Source organism: Cystobacter fuscus DSM 2262 (assembly GCF_000335475.2).
GTDB classification, from domain to species: domain Bacteria; phylum Myxococcota; class Myxococcia; order Myxococcales; family Myxococcaceae; genus Cystobacter; species Cystobacter fuscus.
Window position 1 is genome coordinate 97,762 of sequence record NZ_ANAH02000015.1, and the last position, 17,171, is coordinate 114,932.

The following is a 17,171-nucleotide window of genomic DNA, read 5'->3' on the forward strand; positions in this document are numbered from 1 at the left end:
CCCCGCGTGCGGCCGGGGGCGCAGGAGAACTAATGGCTCGCTCCGGACGGTGGATGTGCGAGGCATTGCCCAGAAAGGAGGGGCGTGCTAAGCGCGCCGCGCCATGGTGAACGTGTCTATTGCCCGCCGCTACGCCCGTGCCCTCCTCGACGTCGCCACCGAGACGGGGCGCGCCGACGCCGTGTCCGAGCAGGTCTCGACCTTCGCCAGACTGGTGGCCGACAACCGGGAGCTGGCCGACATCCTCCTCAATCCGGCCTACAGCCGCGAGCAGCGGCTGAACGTGGTCGAGGCCCTCATCAAGGCCTCCGGCACCGTGGAGCCGGCGCTGGTCAACACCCTGCGCCTGCTGGTGGACCGCAACCGGCTCGGCTACCTGCCGGACATCGCCCGGCTCTACCGTGACATGGCCGATGCCCAGGCGGGCCGCCTGCGGGGCCACGTCACCAGCGCCATCCCCCTGTCCAAGGACACCCTCCAGAAGCTCTCGGGCACCCTGCAGACCCTCACCCAGCGCAACGTGGTGCTCGAGTCCCGGGTGGACCCCAGCGTGCTCGGTGGAGTCGCCGCCCAGGTGGGCAGCATCCTCTATGACGGCACCCTGCGCACCCAGCTCGAGCAGATGCGCCGCGAGCTGAAGCAGCGCTGAGCACCCTCCTGGGGAAGTCGCGTTGTCCGCTCGCGCGCATTTCCCAGCAAGCCCGGTATTCCCAGCGCCTCCGGGAACGGCTATGGTGGGGTCACGGGCCCGGCCCGTGACCCTTCCGATCATGGCGCAGCCCGTCCTCCACCGCTCTCACGCCGGCTCACAGGCGCCCTCCCTGGCCGAGGAGGCCTTGCCGTGTCTGGGGGCGTTGCTCCAGTCCACGGGACTGGGTCTGGCCTTCCTGGACCGGGACTCCCGCTTCCACTTCGTCAACACCGCCCTCATCACCCTGAGTGGGTTGCCCGGCACCTCGTACGAGGGCCGCACGGTGGCGGAGGCGTGGCCGGGGCTGGCGCCGGTGCTGATGCCGCTGCTCCAGCGCGCGCTCGCGGGCGAGTCCATCCAGGGCGCGCAGGTGTCCGGCACGTTCGGTGGCACCGCGGGCATCTGCCGCCACTTCCGGCTCTGCCTGTTTCCCTCCTCCCAGGGGACGTCGCGCTCGGGCGTGAGCCTGATGGTGGAGGACGACACGGCGCGGGTGAACCGGGAGGTCGCCCTGCGCGAGAGCGAGGAGCGCCTGCGCAACCTCGTCGCCGTCTCCTGTGATGGCTTCTGCCTGCACGAGAACGGCATCATCCTGGAGACGAGCCCGGCCCTGGCCCATCTGCTGGGCACCACGCCCGAGGACATGGTGGGCCAGTCGCTCATGCGGTGGATCGCCCCCGAGTCGCGCGAGACCGTGCAGCGCGCCATGACGCGGCGGGTGGAGGCGCCCTACGAGGCGACGGGCATGCGCGCCGACGGCAAGCGGCTGTTCCTGGAGCTGCTGGCCCGGCAGGTGGAGCATGGCAGCCGCTCGGTGCGCATGGCGGCCGTCTGGGACATCAGCGCGCGCAAGGCAACCGAGGAGGCCGCGGCCCGCGCCGACACCTTCCGCGAGCAGTTGCTGGGTGTGGTGGGGCATGATCTGCGCACCCCGCTGCATGCCATCCAGCTGAGCGTGGGGGCCCTGCAGCGTGGGGGCGAGCTGAACGAGAACCAGGCCCGGCAGGTGACGCACGTGGCCACCGCCACCCGGCGCATGGAGCGGATGATCCACGAGTTGCTGGATTACACCCGCGCTCGGCTGGCCGGGGGCATCCCCGTGCGCCCCACGTCCTTCGCCCTGGACAAGCTGCTGGAGCGGGTGGTGGAGCAGTTCCAGGTGTCGCACCCCACCCGCCTCATCGTCTCCAAGACGGAAGGCGACCTGGTGGGCACCTGGGACGAGTCCCGGCTCGGCCAGCTGCTGGACAACCTGATGGGCAACGCCCTGCAGCACAGCCCCGAGGACACCCCGGTGGAGGTGCGCCTGGAGGGCAAGGCGGAGGGCATCAACCTCTCGGTGCGCAACGAGGGGGCGCCCGTGCCCCTGGAGGAGCGCGCCACCCTCTTCGAGCCCTTCAAGCGGGGCAAGCGCGCCAATGGCGACGGGCTGGGCCTGGGCCTCTACATCGTCCGGCAGATCGCCTCGGCACACGGGGGCCGCATCTCGGTGGAGTCCGGAACGGGCCTCGGCACGCGCTTCGTCGTCTGGCTCCCGCGCCACGCTCCCGGCTGCTGAACCCCCTTCAGCGGCGAGTCCGTGGCTTAAGGGCCCGATGATCCCCTGTTTCCCAGAGCCCCCATGCGCGTTGCGGTGGGCCGGGAACGCGTGTTAAGGGCCCCCCCCACGACGACTTTCAGGTAGCCCCCCTCCGGCGGCCCCTCGCACGTGCCGCCCCGTGCCAAGGACTCAGAGATGGAAATCCGCGCCGACGAGATCAGCAGAATCATCCGGGAGCAGATCAAGGACTATGGCAAGAAGGTCACCGTCTCCGAGACCGGAACGGTGCTGTCGGTGGGCGACGGTATCGCCCGCATCTACGGCCTGGAGGGCGTGCTCTCGGGCGAGCTGGTGGAGTTCGCCAACGGGGTGAAGGGCCTGGTGCTCAACCTCGAGGAGGACAACGTCGGTGTCGCCATCATGGGCGACTTCAAGGACATCCGCGAGGGCGACACGGTCAAGCGCACCGCGCAGATCGCCTCGGTGCCCGTGGGCAAGGGCCTGCTGGGCCGCGTGGTGAACGCGCTCGGCGAGCCGGTGGACGGCAAGGGCCCCATCGTGTCCACCGAGACGCGCAAGCTGGAGGTGAAGGCCCCCGGCATCGTCAAGCGCAAGAGCGTGCACGAGCCCCTGCAGACGGGCATCAAGGCCCTGGACGCCCTGGTGCCGATCGGCCGCGGCCAGCGCGAGCTCATCATCGGTGACCGCCAGACGGGCAAGACGGCCGTCGCCATCGACGCCATCATCAACCAGAAGGGCCTCAACGTCTTCTGCGTGTACGTGGCCATTGGCCAGAAGCAGTCCACCGTGGCCCAGGTGGTGGAGAAGCTCACCCGCGCGGGCGCCATGGAGTACACCGTGGTGGTGACGGCCAACGCCTCCGACCCGGCCCCCATGCAGTTCTTCGCCCCGTACGCGGGCGTGGCCATCGGCGAGTACTTCCGCGACAACAAGATGCACTCGCTCATCGTGTACGACGACCTGTCCAAGCAGGCCGTGGCGTACCGCCAGCTCTCGCTGCTGCTGCGCCGTCCGCCGGGACGCGAGGCCTACCCGGGCGACGTGTTCTTCATCCACAGCCGCCTGCTCGAGCGCGCCGCCAAGCTGTCGGACGCCGAGGGCGCGGGCTCCCTCACCGCCCTGCCCATCATCGAGACGCAGGCCGGTGACGTGTCCGCCTACATCCCGACGAACGTCATCTCCATCACCGACGGGCAGATCTTCCTCGAGACGGACCTGTTCTTCGCCGGTGTGCGCCCCGCCATCAACGTGGGTCTCTCCGTGTCGCGCGTGGGCAGCGCCGCGCAGATCAAGGCCATGAAGCAGGTGGCCGGCACGCTCAAGCTGGACCTGGCCCAGTACCGCGAGCTGGCGGCCTTCGCCCAGTTCGGCTCGGACCTCGACAAGGCCACCCAGGACACGCTGGCGCGCGGCGCCCGCCTCGTGGAGGTGCTCAAGCAGGGCCAGTACGAGCCCATGCCCGTCGAGAAGCAGGTCATGCAGCTCTACGCCGCCATCAACCGCGAGGACCCGAGCAAGCGCGGGTGGATCCGCCAGGTGCCCGTGGCCGACGTGGTGCGCTGGATGAAGGAGTTCCTCGAGTTCACCGACAGCCGCCACCCGCAGGTCGCCAAGGACATCCTCGCCAAGCGCGAGCTGACGGCCGACATCAAGACCGCGCTGAACAAGGCCATCACCGAGTTCAACGAGCTGTTCCAGGCCACCCCGGGCGCCAAGGTCTGACCCAGGCCCCACCCCGGTGAAGTCCCGCCCGGCCCCGCGCTCCCTCCTGGGAACGCGGGGCTCGGCGTTTCAGGGGCCCCTCTTCAGGCGATGACCTTGCCCGCCACCGCGAGCGCCTGATCCAGGTAGCCGGCGAGCTCGCCCAGCCGGGCCACCACCTGGGTGGCCTGCTTCACGTCCTGGGCGGCGCGGGCGAGCTCCTGGTTGGTGTCACGCAGCGAGGCGCTGGCCTTCTGGAACTCGGCCGAGGCCGCGTCGAAGCGCGCGCCGAGCAGCCGCATCAACAACTCGCGCAGGCGCTTGCCGTGGGCGAGGTACTCGGCGCGCGTCGCGGGCGGCACGGCGCCACTCATGGACAGATCGAAGCAGCGCTCGACGAGCTGGGTCAGCGTCTGGGTATCGAAGAACATGGCTCACTCCCGGGGCGACGCGTGGATGGCCTGGACGGCGGCGGCGGCGATGCGCACCCGGCCCTGGAAGGCCTGCATCGCGCCGGACAGCTCCTCGAACGACGTCAGCTCGCGCCCGGAGCGGGCGAAGCGCAACAGGGCCTCGTGCGCGTCGCGCAGCGCCCGCGCCAGCTCCACCGGGTGCGCCACCACCAGGGCCTCGTACACGGTGGAGGCCTCGCGGATGTCCTCGAGCACCGCCCGGCGCTCGGCCAGCGAGAGCTTGTCGCGCTGGAGGTTGTAGTACATCACCCGCGAGGACAGGGCCTGCTTGGCCCCCGTGAGGCGCTGGGGCCCGAGCACCTCCACCAGATCCGTCTCGAGCAGCTCCAACAGCGCCCCCACCACCGGCGCCCCCTGCTCCAGGCCCTTCTGGAGCGCCTGGGCCTGCTGGTGCTCCAGGTAGAGCGAGGCGACCACGCCCACCAGCGCGGTGACCGGGGCCACGTAGCGGCTGGCGGTGGCGTCCCCCCGGCCCGCCAGCGTCTCCATCCGCGCGCCCAACGAGCCCAACTGCTTGCCCAACGCCTGCGCGCCCTCGGGCAGCTTGCCCGCGTCCTCGGCGCCCGCCAGCGTCGCCAGCCGCTCGGCGTACACCCCCAACAGGGCGATGGCGTCCATGCGCGCCTGGATGGACTCGGGCGAGAAGAGCTTGCCCACCAGGGGCGTGGGCTGGCCGGCCGCGTCGGTGGCGAGCACCTCCAGGCCCGTGTCGTACAGGCGCTCGTCGAGGTAGAGGTCGCGCTCGAACCGGTTGAGCTCCGCGTAGTACGTGCCCAGGGCGGTGCTCGCCGCGGTGTTGCCCTCCTGGAAGAGGGCCACGGGCTCGCGGAAGCTGCCCGGCGTCTTGCAGCCCGGCCCCAACACCAGCGCCAGCGCCAGCACCCCCCCCGGCAACGCCCGGGTCCTGCCTCGCATGCGATTCATCGGCTCCCCCTGGAGACGGTGTGGCGGATGTCTCCGGCCCACCAGCCTAGCGCGATGGAATGACTTCAGCCCACCACGCGCGGGAGGATGGCGCGCAGGCTGGGATCCATGCCGCCCCTGTCCCCGAGCGCGAGGATGGCCCGGCGCTCGTACTCCAACGCGTTGTGGCGCGTCACGAACTGCACCTGGGCGCCCAGGGCCGCGGGCATCGCCAGGTCCAACTCGAAGATGTCGCCCGCCACCAGCGTCGTCTCCGGGGTGGTGCCCGTGTCGCGCCAGATGCGGCGCAGCGCCTCATAATAGTGGCCCCGGCGCAGGTGGATGGGCCGCTTCAGCGCCCCCTCCACCCGCGTCGTCTCGGGTAGGGCGTCAAAGCGCGCGTCCGGCTCCGCGGGCGGCTCGACGAGGAACTTGCGCGCATCCCCCGACACCCGCAGGCGCTCGCGGCCCCGGGGCGCCAGCTTCGTGAGCTTGGCCTCCACCGTGTCCGTGTGCGCGTTGGTCACCACGTGCACCGGCAGCCCCGTGTCCAGCAGCGCCTCCAGCACCTCCTTGGCCTCGGGCTTGAAGGCCACCCCCGCCAGCACGTAGGCCTCGCGGTAGAGCACGTTGAGCAGCTCCCCCCGCTCGGCCTGGTCCGGCAGCACCCCCAGCCGGTCACACAGCCGCCGCGCCACGAAGTTGCTCAGCAGGTAGGGGTCCGCGATGGCCGGCGCCACCACGCGCCCCGCCACCTCCCAGCCGGGCTCCTCGGAGCTGTGCAGCACCCGCGCCTCCTCCTCCGCCCACCCCGCCTCCTCCACGTCCCGGCCAAGCAGCTCCGACATGCGCCGACGGAAGTGCTCGACGTAGGGGGCCCCCTCGGCCACCACGTCCGTGAACGTCCCATCGAAGTCCAACACCACGCACCGGATCGCCATCGTCGCCATGCCCTCGCAGTCGAGCCGGGCAGTGTGCAACAGGAGCCCTTCCCTTTGGAATGCACCCCGGGCATGGGCATGTCAGACCCCCCCTGTACATCCGTGGGCGTTGGCGCGCGACACGCCAGCTGCCCCGTGAGCCCCCTGGGAGGAGCTCCGGTGCACCTCGAAGTACCGCTGCACGTCCGCCCGCTCCTGCCCGGGAGCGGTGTGGTGGAGGCGGCGCGTCCGAACCCCTCCACGGACGCGCCGCCTTTATTTTCGACGCACCGCACCATCCAGGCCGCCCCGCCCATCCACTGGGTGACACGGCTGGATTCTTCTCCTTGAGACCTACCCGCGCCCTCTGAATACAGTCGGCACTCCAACCTTCTCCCGGAAGGAACCCATGGAGCTGACGGCGGATGACGAGGTGGTGCCCCGAAGCACCCGGCGGCCCAGGTGGCTGCTCATGGGAACACTGGCGGTGTTGGGGCTGGGCGGCTGGATGGCCACCCGGTCCATCACCTCGCTGGTGGAGCGCACGGAGCAGCTGGAGCGCGAGGCGGCCGAGTCCGAGGCCCGGGTGGCGGAGTTGCAGGTGCTGCGCGACAGCATGGCCCGGAGGTTGCGCGTGCTGGAGCAGCAGCAGCGCGCGGAGGCCGCGCACCGGGTGGCCTCGGCGCGGCGGCAGGGCGAGGCGGGCGTGAAGCTCGCGCGGCGCGAGGCGGCACGCGGGGAACTGGAGTCTTTATTACAGCCCGAAAGGGAACGCGGCGCCGCCTTCCTGGAGGAGTCCGAGGGCCAGCTCCGGGTGGAGTTGGCGGATCCCCTGCTCTTCGCCCCGCGCGACACGGCGCTGACCCCCGAGGGCACGGCGCTGCTCACCCGGGTGGGTGCGAAGCTGGCGGTGGAGGGTCATGTCATCCAGGTGGCGGCATACACCGACACCCTGCCCGACGCCTCCCCCTCAAGCTGGGAGCTGTCGGCGGCCCGGGCGGTGACGGTGACGCGCTTCCTGGCGGAGACGCTGAAACTTCCTCCGGAGCGGCTCGTGGCCATGGGCCACGTGCTGGCCCCGGCGTCGGCGTGGGCGCAGCAGGGCTCCGGGATGGAGCCCACCCGGCGGCTGGAGTTGCGGCTGGTGCCCGCGCCCCGCGCCCCGGGCCACGACCGGCCCAGGGGGTAGGACCCGAGAAGGGGGAAACCTCCCTCGGGACCCCGGCCGGGTCCCGAGCCCCCCGGCACTCACGTGCCCTGTAGTCCCTCGGAGGCCGCGTTCAAGGACGACGCGGACGTGTCCTCCTCGGTAGTGGTGGACGTCTCCGCCTTCTTGCCGCGGCGCTTGGGTGGCGGCGCGAGCTTGGGCGCCGAGCCGAACAGCCGCTCGTAGGTCTCCGGGGTGTTGATGTTGACGATGACGCCCGGATCCTTCACGGGGATGCGGCGCAGTTGCAGGCCGCGCACGGCGCCCTCCAGCTGGGCCTCCCCCGCCGTCTCGCGGAGCCGCTCGGCCGTCGCGCGCGACAAGAGCAGCGGATAGCCCGGCGCCCCCTCGAACTCGGGACGCAGCCCCTCGGTGGACTCCCCGAGCGCCTTGAGCAACGACTTGAGGGTGGTGGCACGCACGGCCGGCATGTCCACCGGGTGGAGCAACACCACGTCCGCCCCCTCTTCCAACGCCGCGTCCAGGCCGGCCTTCACCGAGCTGAACTGGCTGTCGGCCCAACGTGTGTTCTCCACCAGATGGATGGCCGGGTGCTGCTCGCGCACCGCCTCCGCGTCCTTGCCCACGACGGCGAGTACGGAGCAGCCCGCCTTGCCGAACGTCGATGAGAGCGATTGGAGGAAGCTCTTGCCCCCCTCATGCTCGATGAGCGCCTTGGAATGGCTGATCCGCCTGGCTTCACCCGCTGCGAGAATGACCGCGATGACCTTCATGGCCCACGCCTCCTTCTAGCCCCCATCGGTTGGCGTGGGGGCGACCCATTACACCCTGGCAAGCCCGGAAGCTTCTGGCCGCGACCCCAAGGGCAGGTCGTCGGGAAGAAGGCACTTGGCGAACACGAGATGTTCACCATGTGGCCACTTTTCCCTCAATGAACCCAGGTCGAACACGACCCCTGTCCTTCTGGGATGAAGTCCACGCGCGGGGGACGCGCCGCTGCAATTCCTTCCGAGGCCAGCGCCGCGCGTGCCGTCAGAATTTCAGCCATCCGGGCCAGCGGCAGCGTGTTGCCCAGCCGACGCAGCTCCTCGAGCGTCACGTGCCCGAGCACCTCGCCGTGCCGCTCCTCCACCACCGGCAACAGGTGCGCCCCATAGCGGTGCATCACCTCGAGCGCCCGCATCACCGTATCCCGGGGATAGAGGATGATGTCAGGCATTGCTTCGACTTGGGTCTCGACCGTGTGCGGCATCGCTGCGACCTCCGATGGGAAAACCATCCAGTGGTCTGAAGCCTTAGCAATCTCCTTGCCGCTCACGGGCCCCGCGGGAGGACCCACCCGGGTGGGCCCTCGACCGCTCGTCTCCTCGTCTGCTCCCTACTTCTTCTTCACCGACTCCACGAGCTTGCGGAAGCCCTTCTCCGCGCCGGCCACCGTGCGCTCGGCGCCGGTGAGCTTGAAGAACAGCGGACCCTCGGGCCCCTCGACGATGATGCCCAGCAGACGCGAGCCCGGCTTGGGCGAGGAGGGACCCATCATCGGACCGCCCCCGGTGTAGGTGCCCTTCACGTCCACCGTGGTGACGGCGAGCCCGTTGAGCGTCTCCTTCTTCGTGCGCACGTCCTTGTCCGTGAGCGCCGTGCCGTCCGCCTTCTGGAACTGCCCCACCCAGCGCTTCACGTTGGCGTCCACCGCGCCGCCCTGGCCCTGGCCGAAGTAGAAGACGGCCAGCTCCGCCGGCTCCGTGTCTCCCTTCGCGGGAGCAATCCGATAGGTCGCCGCCCGCATGGGCCGCGCCGGCAGGGCCTCCCACTCCTTGGGAGCCGTCCAGCTCAACCCACCCGCCTCCGCCCCCGCCGCCTGCGCGGCCGGCTGCGCCGCCGCGGGAGGAGCCTTCTGCGTCTGCTGCGCCTGGGCCAGGCCCACCGCCGCCAGGATGGTCATCGCACCGAGGAATCGTTTCATGCCCTCGAACCTAACGCCAAAACGGCCTCCCGGCATGAACCGTTTCCCCTCCAGCGCCGCCACGGCCGTGGACCTCGCGACGCCGGAACACCTCTGCTAGAGGGGCTCGGATTCTTCGACAGGAGAGGTGGACGTGAGCCGCCAGAAGCCCGGACGCAACGAGCCCTGCCCTTGCGGCAGCGGCAAGAAGTACAAGGTCTGTCACGCCGCCGAGGACCGGGCGCGCGAGGCGGCGACCCCTCCCCCGCCTTCCCGTCACCCGCTCGCCGATGATCTCCAGGCGGCCATGGAGATGCTGCGCGGCGAGGACCTGTCGCGCGTCTCCTCCACCCTGGAGCACCTGGGCACGCTGCTCACCGGCTGGGGGCCCGTGCCCGGCCTGCGCTTCGACGCCGAGCGCTTCCACGCGCACGTGTCGCGGCAGCTCGATGAGCTCACCGAGGCCGTCGAGCGCGACCCCGCCCAGGCGCGCCACATGCTGCGGCTGAGCACCGTGCGCGAATTGGGCACGCGCGCCTTCCTCGAGAAGCTGCGCGCCGCGCTGCTCGCGCGCGCCACCACCGCGGGCCTGTCCGCCGAGGACCGGCGGGCGCTGTGCCTCGGCGCCCTGCTCGCCTCCACCCCCAAGGATGGCCGCGTCGCCGCCGAGGACCGGCCGGTGCTCGACGTGCTGTTCAACGTGCAGTGGCGCGAGTGGGGCGCCCAGCACGGCCAGAAGCTCGCCGCGGGCCTGGAGGGACAGGAGGCGGACCTGCCCGAGGAGGCGCGCGAGGCGCTGCGCAAGGCGAGCGAGGGCGAGATGGAGGCCCTGGTGAAGTACGTGGAGTCGGATCCCGGCCTCGCCACGCGCATCGCCCAGGAGGCCCGCGAGCGCGCCACGCGCGTGGAGGCCCTCATGCGCCAGCCAAACACGCCCTCGCTGCTCGCCCCCGAGGAGCAGGTGTGGCTCACCGCCGTCCTCTGGGAGCCCCTGAGCGCGCTCAAGTCCCCGGACATGGACGCCAAGGCCCGGAGCGCCGCGGTGGTCACCTTCCTGGGCGCCGTGCGCAAGGCCCTGGACTCGGACAAGGACTTCCTCACCCACCTGCTCGAGCGCGTGCGCGCCCGCTCCAAGGACGCCGCGCTCGACGACGCGACGCGCGCCTTCTTCACCGAGGCCGCCGTGGCCTTCGAGGCCGAGCCGGTGCGCATGGTGCTCGCCGCCATCCTCACCTCGCGCGCCGAGCCCGAGGCCCGCTCGGCCGAGGAGCAGGTGGTGCGCGCGGACCTGGAGGCCAAGACGCGCTGGACGGCCGAGGACCTCGAGCCCTACCGCGCGCTGCTCGCGAGCATGAACCTGCCCGCCGCCACCGAGCGCATCCACCGCGCCCAGGAGTGGCTGCGCGCCCATCCCATCGAACTGCCCCCCGCGGGCGCGTGAGCCCCCGCGGGGACACCGGGCCGCGCGGCTACGGGTGCGTCTGGACGTAGAGGTGCGAGCCACACGGGTGATCCCCGTTGGCCACGTCGGCGAGGGTGATGTTGTTGCCCGCGGCGTTCTTCGGGTAGCCGGTGAAGGTCTGCGGCCCGGTGATGAATTGCGTGAGTCCGCCCGTGGCCCAGTACTGGGGGTAGGTGGCGGACGCCGGGGGCGTGGAGGTGAGCGTGAGGTTGGTGCCGCAGTAGGCGGGCGCGCCCGGGGGGAACTCCACGGACAGCTTCAGGGCGGTGCTGGCGCGCAGGTTGGTGAGCGCGATGAACGACGTGCCCGAGCCCGTCACCAGCGTCTTCGACTTGGGCGTCCCGCTCAGGGTGTTCTGCTCGAAGCCCACCTCGATGCCGGGCTCGGGCGTGGTGCCCGGGGGCGGGTTGTAGCAATCCAGGGGGATGTTCACGAACTCGATGAGCGTGCACGCGGGGGTGGTCACCTCGATGTCCGCGTTCCACGTCCCCAGGCCATCACCGGGAGGGACGTTGCCCTTGCGCTCGCCGACAATCTTCAAGGAGGTGCCCGAGGTGGAGAACTGGGCGTTCGCCGCCTTCTCCTTCCACAGGCCCGTGAGCGGATCGAACAGCCAGATGGCGGCCCGGCAGGTCCCGTTGAGCACGCACGCGGGCATGCTTCCCCCCACGGCCGCGGGGACGGGGATGCGCACGTCCAGCACCTTGCCGGGAATCAGGCTCAGGGTGTTGCCCCGGGCGTCCACCGCCGCCAGCGTCACCGCGCCCACGGTCTCGAGCGCCACCGGCTGACCGGCGGAGTTCCTCGCGCTGAAGTCACCGGGCATCGTGTCCGGGCCGTGCGGCGAGATGAAGAACGTCACCTGCCCCGTGGCGGGTACGCCCGCCGGATCCTGGAGGCTGTTGGCGGGCACCACCACCCGGATGCCCGATTTCGTGTCGACGATGTCATTGGTGGCCGCCGGGTTGATCACCTTCGTGAAGCCCCGGGCGAGCACGTGCTTCTGCCCGATCTGGCCCGCCGTCTTGAGCGTGTTCACCGGCGCATAGCCATCCTTGCGGATGTCGAGCCGGTAGCCGGTCCCCGAGTCGCTCACCGAGACGCTGTACGCCCCGTTGTCGCTGGTGATGCGGAGGATTCCATTCACCGTCACGCGCGCGCCGGCGATGGGCTTGCCCAGCTCATCCACCACCGTGCCCGAGAAGACCGCCGAGAGGGCGGCGGACTCGAGCCGGGTGGACTCGGGGGTGGACCTGGCGGCGGGCTCCGCCTCACCACAGGCGAGACCGAGAAGCGAGGGCAACAACAGCAGGGCAGTGCGATTCATGGCGGGATTCTCCTGCGACGGGGTCCTGTCAGGAATTGCACGGCCCATACCAAGACACGCCGCGCCCGCGTTCTCCTCTGGAGCACCCGGGCCGCGAGCCCGCCACGCACCGGTTTGTCGACCCGAGGGCAACAAGGAGGACCCTGGGCCGTGGCCCTCCTGGCTACGCACCCGCGCGGTTCAGGGTGTCTGGTGTTGGAACACGAGAAAATACTGCTCGGGAAGGAAGGAGAGCGTCTGGGTCTGGCGGTAGCCCGCGGCCTCCAATTCCTCCCGCACGCGCTCGGGCGACAGCTTGTGCGCGGGCGGAGGCCCCATGGAGGACTCCACGCGGAAGTCGATGATGGCCACGCGCCCGCCCGGGCGGAGCTTCTCCGCCAACCGCTGGAGCCAAACCACGCGCTCGCCCACGTGATGATACGTGTCAACGATGAGCACCAGGTCCACCGGCTCGGGCAGCCGGGCGTCCTCGGCCGAGGCCAGCACGGGCGTGAGGTTGCTCAATCCCTCGCGCTGGGCGCGCTCGCCCATGTAACGCACCATGTCGGGCTCGAGGTCGACGCCGTACACCCGGCCCTGGGGCACGGCGCGCGCGAGCCGCACCGCGAAGTAGCCCGTGCCAGCGCCGATGTCCGCCACCTTCGCGTCCGCGGCGAGCCCGAGCGCCTTCACCACCTCGTCGGGCTTCTGCCACGCCTCGCGCCCCGGCTCCTCGAAGCGCTTCACCCACTCCTCCGCGTTCTCGAAGCGGTGGGGCATCCCTCCGTGATGTCCTCCATGGCCGTGCCGCGGCGCGGCGTCCGCGGCCGGCGCGGGAGCCTCGGACGAGGTCCGGTGTGCACAGGCGCCCAAGCCCAACAGCAGCGTGGTGCCCCAGGTGCATGCGGCGCGGCGGAAGAAGGAGCGCTTCGAGGTCATGACGGTCTCCAGGTGGGTGGTGTCAGGGCTCGGGGAAGATGAGCAGCCCCCGCGAGGTATCGATGACATACACAAACCCATCGCCCGGCACCCGCATCCCGATGGCCCCATCGTAGAAACTCGTGCCCCGCTCCGGGTCCGTCTCGCGGAAGGTGTTGAAGTAGGCCACCTCGCGCGGGCTCTCCGGCACCGACACGTCCAGCACCCGCACGCCGTGCTGGTAGTGCGCCACGTAGAGCCTCGAGCCCTTGAGCACCATGTTGTGGGGGGACACGTTCGCGCCCAGCGAGTACTCGCCCACCTGCACCGGATGCGTCGGGTCCGTCACGTCCAGCACCCGCAGGTGCGTGCCCCAGTTCTCTCCGCCCTCGAAGGCGATGAGCCGCTCGCCGAACCGGCCCACCGCGTTGGCGTGGCTCGTGGCGTAGGGGTAGACGAACCCGCCCAGCTTCCTCGGGGCCGCCGGATCGCTCACGTCCACGATGAGGTAACCCTGGGACCAGTGATTGATGTACAGCCGCCCCTCCAGGGCCAGCGCGTCGTGGGGATAGCCCGGGGGGAGGCCAACGGCTGGCGGCTCCACGTACTCACCGAGCAGCACCGGCTCCTGGGGCTGACGGATGTCGAAGACGAGCGTCCGGGCGCGGGGGCTCGGCGACATGGCATACAGCCGCTCTCCCTCCACGAACACGGTGTGCACGTCGAGCGCCCCCTGCTCCGAGGGAACCTGCCGCACGAGCCTCGGCGTGGCGGGCTCCGAGATGTCGAAGACAACCACTCCCGAATCGGCGCTCGCCACGTAGAGCGCGTTTCCCTTCGCCCACACCCCATTCCAATAGTTGTCCGTGGGCAGGCTGAGGGTGCTCCGGAGCACTGGGGCCGCCGGGTTGCTCACGTCGAACACCGTGAGTCCCCCCTTCTCGGGACCATTCGGTACGGACACCACATAGGCATGGCCCTGGGTGACGTAGATGTCCACCGGCATGCCCTGCTCCACGAAGGACTCGGACGTGAGCCGCAGCCCCGAGGCCTCCTCCTCCCCCGCGCGCCGTGTCCACCGCTCGGCCAGGAAGGTGCCGAAGCTGGTGTACCTGCCATTGCGACAACTGGCATAGCAGCCATACAGCCGGGTGCCCTCGGCGCGGCAGCCCACCAGGGTGTCGCGCACCGTGACGGTCGGGGAGAGCGTCCGGGTACTCGTCAGGAAGAACTCGCGCGGACCGATGCGACGTTCCGTCGGGGGCACACCGTGAAAGGAGTCGAGGCGACCATCCGCCGACACCCGGAAGGCGTCCGCGCCAATTCCTGGCACCTGTGAATCGGTGCGATACACCAGGGTATAGATGCCATCGGCCGGCACCTGGGTCAGCGACGCCGCGTCACACGAGGACACCTCGAGGGTCTCCCGGTCCCCACACGCCCTGCCCTGCACCGAGAACACGTTGCACGCGGCGTAGCGGCCCGTATCCGTCCAGTCCCCTCCCTCCTGGAGGACAGGCGGCGGAGGGACTGGCTTCTCCTCACAGCCCGACCCCCCCACCATCCCGGCGATCAGGATGGAGACTCCCCACTTGCTGCGCATGTGCATGCGGCCATCATACCGAGCCCCTCCAGAGCCGAAGTCCGGGCCGGGGCTCCTCAGAGTCGGCGCGGGAAGGGCTCGGGGGTGACGAATCGCTCCAGCGCCAGCACCCCCTCGCCCCGAGCGCCCGCTCATGAGAACCGCCTCCGCGGGTCCTGGCGCGCGGGTTGGTGGCGGAGCCGGGCTACGCAGCGCATCAAGCGAGGAACCGGGAGAGGGCTCCCTCTGACTTCAAATGACAGGTGCATTTTACGGGATTTTCTTGGTACCATCCAACTGAAAGATTCTTTCCCCATGGTCCGAGGAGCCCGAAGATGCGCCAGTACCGGATGAAGTCCCTACTGAGCTCTCTGTTCGCCGGACTGCTGGGGGTGGCCTGTGGCGGCGCGCAGGAGATGCCACCGGAGCCCTCCCCGCTGCCGGTGACGGCCCGGGAATCCAAGCTGTGCGCCGAGTTGGGCGTCACCACGCTGACCTTGACGGGTAGCAGCACCCATCAGGGAGAGCTGGCCGGGAGTGGAAGCTGGGCGGTCTCGGGCCCCGCCAACGGGGTCCGGCTGGAGTACTACGTCGACGACGTGCTGTACGCCGTCGAGGAGCAGCCCGGGAAGTCCGGCACCTGGTACGTCAGCCGCACCGGCGTCTCCTGCGGAGTCCTGCACCCCATCCAGGTGAAGGCCTGGCCGGTGCTCATCGACGGCGATGGGGTCCGTACCACCTGCACGTCTGGCTCGAAGACGATCTCCAAGCCGGACGTGGGGGAGGAGTGCGCGGGAAACCTTCCCTGTGAGAGCTGCCATGTCAGTGGAGCCATCCGGGGACGCTCCACGCGGGCGCTCGCCGACCACTGCCCTCGCGGTGCCCTGGACGAGCAGAACATGATGAAGCTGCTGGAGCGCGCGAAGAGCGAGGAAGGGCCCGCGCGGAGGTAGGCAACGGAGCCCTGTCCGGCGCTCCCCCTGCTCCACAAGGAGCAACTCTGTTTGTGCCGAGTTTGTGGTGACCCTTCACAGTGGAGGGTTCCCACAAACTCGGCACAAACTCGAAGGGCCAGGCAGCGAGGAGCAAGGACGAGAACTGGTCTTCAACGAAGGACCCGGCCGGAACCTGAACGCTCCCCGGTATACCGGGTCTCCCGGGACATCTATCGTGCGTCCTTCTCTCGGAGTTTCCCCTGATGAAGGTCTCCTCCCTGGTCCGCCGCGGCGTGTTGCTCGCCCTTCTCGCGCCCTGGGCCGCGCCCGCCCCGGCGCACAATGGCTACCCCGACACCACCAGCGTCACCCTGCGCGAGGGCCACCCCGAGCAGATGATCCTGGGCGCCACCTTCGGCGCCGTCATCACCCACAACGGCGGCGCGAGCTGGCACTGGGTATGTCCCCAGGCACTCGGCCTGGGCGGCTGGAGCCCCGAGAGCTACCTCTGGCAGGCCGACGGCACCTTGTTGGCCGCCACCGGCGCCGCCCTCATCCGCTCGAAGGATGGGGGCTGTACCTGGGCCCCCCACCCGTTCTTCACCCCTCCGGACAAGCCCCAGGCCGCCCTGTGGCCCAAGAGCCTCGCGTCGCTCCCCTCCCAGCCCTCGCGCCTGTGGGTGTCCACGGGCCGCCCCGGCCAGAACAACGCCCTCTACCGCAGCGACGATGGCGGAGAGACCTTCACCCCCACCCCGCTCCAGAGCACCACCGACGTCTACCCCAGCGTGAAGGTGGCCCCCTCGGATCCGCGGCGCCTCTACGTCTCCGCCAGCACGCCCACCGGCCCCCGCCTCTACCGCAGCGATGACGAGGGGCTCTCCTGGCGGTCCTTCTCCTCGCCCTTCCCCGGGAACCTGGCGGACGCGAAGCCCTACGATCTGTTCGTCCTGCGCGTGTCCGACCACGATCCGGACCGGCTCTGGGCTCGCATCAGCGCGGGGTTCTGGACCTACGTGCTGGAGAGCCGGGATGGAGGCCAGAGCTTCCAGTCCATCGTGCACCCGACCGGCCAGACCGAGGACGGAATCGACGAGGCGCTCATGGGCGTGGAGGTCTCCGAGGAGGGCGACACGCTCTGGGCCGCCACGCCCACGCGCCTCTTCCGCGTGCGTGCCGGGGAGACGTTCGCCACGCTGCTGTCGCTGCCCACGGGCAACGCCTGCGTGGAGCGGGAGAACGGCGTGCTCTTCGTCTGTGGCGCCTCGCGCCTGCACGACTGGGCCCTGGCCACCACCCCCGACGAGGGCGTCACATACACGCCCCTGCTCGATCTCCCCGACATGAAGCCCTCGGCGTGTCCCGTGGGCACTCCGGCGCGGGATGTCTGCCAGCCCCTCTGGCCCCAGCTCGCCGCCCTCGTCGAGGCCGATCCCCTGTCCACCCCCGGCGGAGACGCCGGGACGCCGCCGGCATACGAGCCCCCGCCCCCGCCTCCACGCAAGGGATGCTCCGCCACGGAGGGACTGTTGCCCGCCGCCGTGCTGCTCGCCCTTGCCCTGCCGCGCCGCTCCCGGCGGCCCTGACCCGGAGCGGGCCGGGAGCG

At 70.5% G+C, this 17,171-nt stretch carries 17 protein-coding genes; 8 read left to right on the forward strand and 9 right to left on the reverse strand.

The genetic code is table 11. The features are described 5' to 3' along the window. Positions 1 to 103: 103 nt before the first annotated feature. The 3 genes from atpH to atpA all read left to right on the forward strand — a co-directional run bounded on the left by atpH (position 104) and on the right by atpA (position 3,974). Complete coding sequence (atpH, locus tag D187_RS25805; protein ID WP_002625580.1) at positions 104 to 649, forward strand: ATP synthase F1 subunit delta; 546 nt, start codon at positions 104 to 106, stop codon at positions 647 to 649. A 106-nt stretch (positions 650 to 755) separates the two neighbouring features. Beyond that, entirely contained in the window at positions 756 to 2,249 is a 1,494-nt protein-coding gene (locus D187_RS25810; RefSeq protein ID WP_245591822.1) for a sensor histidine kinase, read from the forward strand. Between the two features lie 177 nt (positions 2,250 to 2,426). Continuing rightward, positions 2,427 to 3,974, forward strand: coding sequence for a F0F1 ATP synthase subunit alpha (gene atpA / locus D187_RS25815; RefSeq protein ID WP_002625578.1), 1,548 nt, complete (start codon positions 2,427 to 2,429; stop codon positions 3,972 to 3,974). Positions 3,975 to 4,057: 83 nt separating this feature from the next. On the opposite strand, the gene D187_RS25820 is transcribed toward atpA, so the two are convergent. The 3 genes from D187_RS25820 to D187_RS25830 all read right to left on the reverse strand — a co-directional run bounded on the left by D187_RS25820 (position 4,058) and on the right by D187_RS25830 (position 6,270). Further along, positions 4,058 to 4,384, reverse strand: coding sequence for a hypothetical protein (locus D187_RS25820; protein ID WP_002625577.1), 327 nt, complete (start codon positions 4,382 to 4,384; stop codon positions 4,058 to 4,060). A gap of 3 nt (positions 4,385 to 4,387) precedes the next feature. Continuing rightward, the gene (locus D187_RS25825) at positions 4,388 to 5,350 is read right to left on the reverse strand and encodes a hypothetical protein (protein ID WP_155893577.1); all 963 of its coding nucleotides are present in this window, start codon (positions 5,348 to 5,350) and stop codon (positions 4,388 to 4,390) included. A gap of 65 nt (positions 5,351 to 5,415) precedes the next feature. Further along, a complete protein-coding gene (locus tag D187_RS25830) occupies positions 5,416 to 6,270 on the reverse strand; it encodes an HAD family hydrolase (RefSeq protein ID WP_002625575.1) in 855 nt (284 codons plus the stop codon). A 159-nt stretch (positions 6,271 to 6,429) separates the two neighbouring features. On the opposite strand from D187_RS25830, the gene D187_RS55475 reads away from it, so the two are divergent. Both D187_RS55475 and D187_RS56425 read left to right on the forward strand, forming a co-directional pair. Continuing rightward, a complete protein-coding gene (locus D187_RS55475) occupies positions 6,430 to 6,600 on the forward strand; it encodes a hypothetical protein (RefSeq protein WP_002625574.1) in 171 nt (56 codons plus the stop codon). A gap of 58 nt (positions 6,601 to 6,658) precedes the next feature. Then, positions 6,659 to 7,438, forward strand: coding sequence for an OmpA/MotB family protein (locus D187_RS56425; RefSeq protein ID WP_002625573.1), 780 nt, complete (start codon positions 6,659 to 6,661; stop codon positions 7,436 to 7,438). 59 nt (positions 7,439 to 7,497) lie between these two features. Here D187_RS56425 and D187_RS25845 read toward each other — a convergent pair whose 3' ends face one another. The 3 genes from D187_RS25845 to D187_RS25855 all read right to left on the reverse strand — a co-directional run bounded on the left by D187_RS25845 (position 7,498) and on the right by D187_RS25855 (position 9,383). Continuing rightward, entirely contained in the window at positions 7,498 to 8,190 is a 693-nt protein-coding gene (locus tag D187_RS25845) for a nucleotidyltransferase family protein (RefSeq protein ID WP_002625572.1), read from the reverse strand. A 155-nt stretch (positions 8,191 to 8,345) separates the two neighbouring features. Further along, positions 8,346 to 8,636, reverse strand: coding sequence for a CBS domain-containing protein (locus tag D187_RS25850; protein ID WP_211241571.1), 291 nt, complete (start codon positions 8,634 to 8,636; stop codon positions 8,346 to 8,348). Between the two features lie 159 nt (positions 8,637 to 8,795). After that, a complete protein-coding gene (locus tag D187_RS25855; protein ID WP_245591823.1) occupies positions 8,796 to 9,383 on the reverse strand; it encodes a hypothetical protein in 588 nt (195 codons plus the stop codon). Between the two features lie 133 nt (positions 9,384 to 9,516). Between D187_RS25855 and D187_RS25860 the strand changes: the two genes are divergently transcribed. Continuing rightward, complete coding sequence (locus D187_RS25860; protein ID WP_002625569.1) at positions 9,517 to 10,803, forward strand: YecA family protein; 1,287 nt, start codon at positions 9,517 to 9,519, stop codon at positions 10,801 to 10,803. A gap of 28 nt (positions 10,804 to 10,831) precedes the next feature. Here the strand turns inward: D187_RS25860 and D187_RS25865 are convergent, their stop codons facing one another. From D187_RS25865 to D187_RS25875, 3 genes are all read right to left on the reverse strand, one after another. Further along, on the reverse strand, positions 10,832 to 12,151 hold the full coding sequence (locus D187_RS25865) for a carboxypeptidase-like regulatory domain-containing protein (protein ID WP_002625568.1): 1,320 nt from the start codon (positions 12,149 to 12,151) through the stop codon (positions 10,832 to 10,834). A gap of 180 nt (positions 12,152 to 12,331) precedes the next feature. After that, entirely contained in the window at positions 12,332 to 13,069 is a 738-nt protein-coding gene (locus D187_RS25870) for a class I SAM-dependent methyltransferase (protein ID WP_002625567.1), read from the reverse strand. A gap of 22 nt (positions 13,070 to 13,091) precedes the next feature. Next, a complete protein-coding gene (locus D187_RS25875) occupies positions 13,092 to 14,657 on the reverse strand; it encodes an LVIVD repeat-containing protein (RefSeq protein ID WP_002625566.1) in 1,566 nt (521 codons plus the stop codon). A 308-nt stretch (positions 14,658 to 14,965) separates the two neighbouring features. Here D187_RS25875 and D187_RS25880 point away from each other — a divergent pair, with 308 nt between their 5' ends. Then, on the forward strand, positions 14,966 to 15,583 hold the full coding sequence (locus D187_RS25880) for a hypothetical protein (RefSeq protein ID WP_002625565.1): 618 nt from the start codon (positions 14,966 to 14,968) through the stop codon (positions 15,581 to 15,583). A gap of 245 nt (positions 15,584 to 15,828) precedes the next feature. Then, the gene (locus D187_RS25885) at positions 15,829 to 17,151 is read left to right on the forward strand and encodes a WD40/YVTN/BNR-like repeat-containing protein (protein ID WP_002625564.1); all 1,323 of its coding nucleotides are present in this window, start codon (positions 15,829 to 15,831) and stop codon (positions 17,149 to 17,151) included. The last annotated feature ends 20 nt before the right edge of the window (positions 17,152 to 17,171 follow it).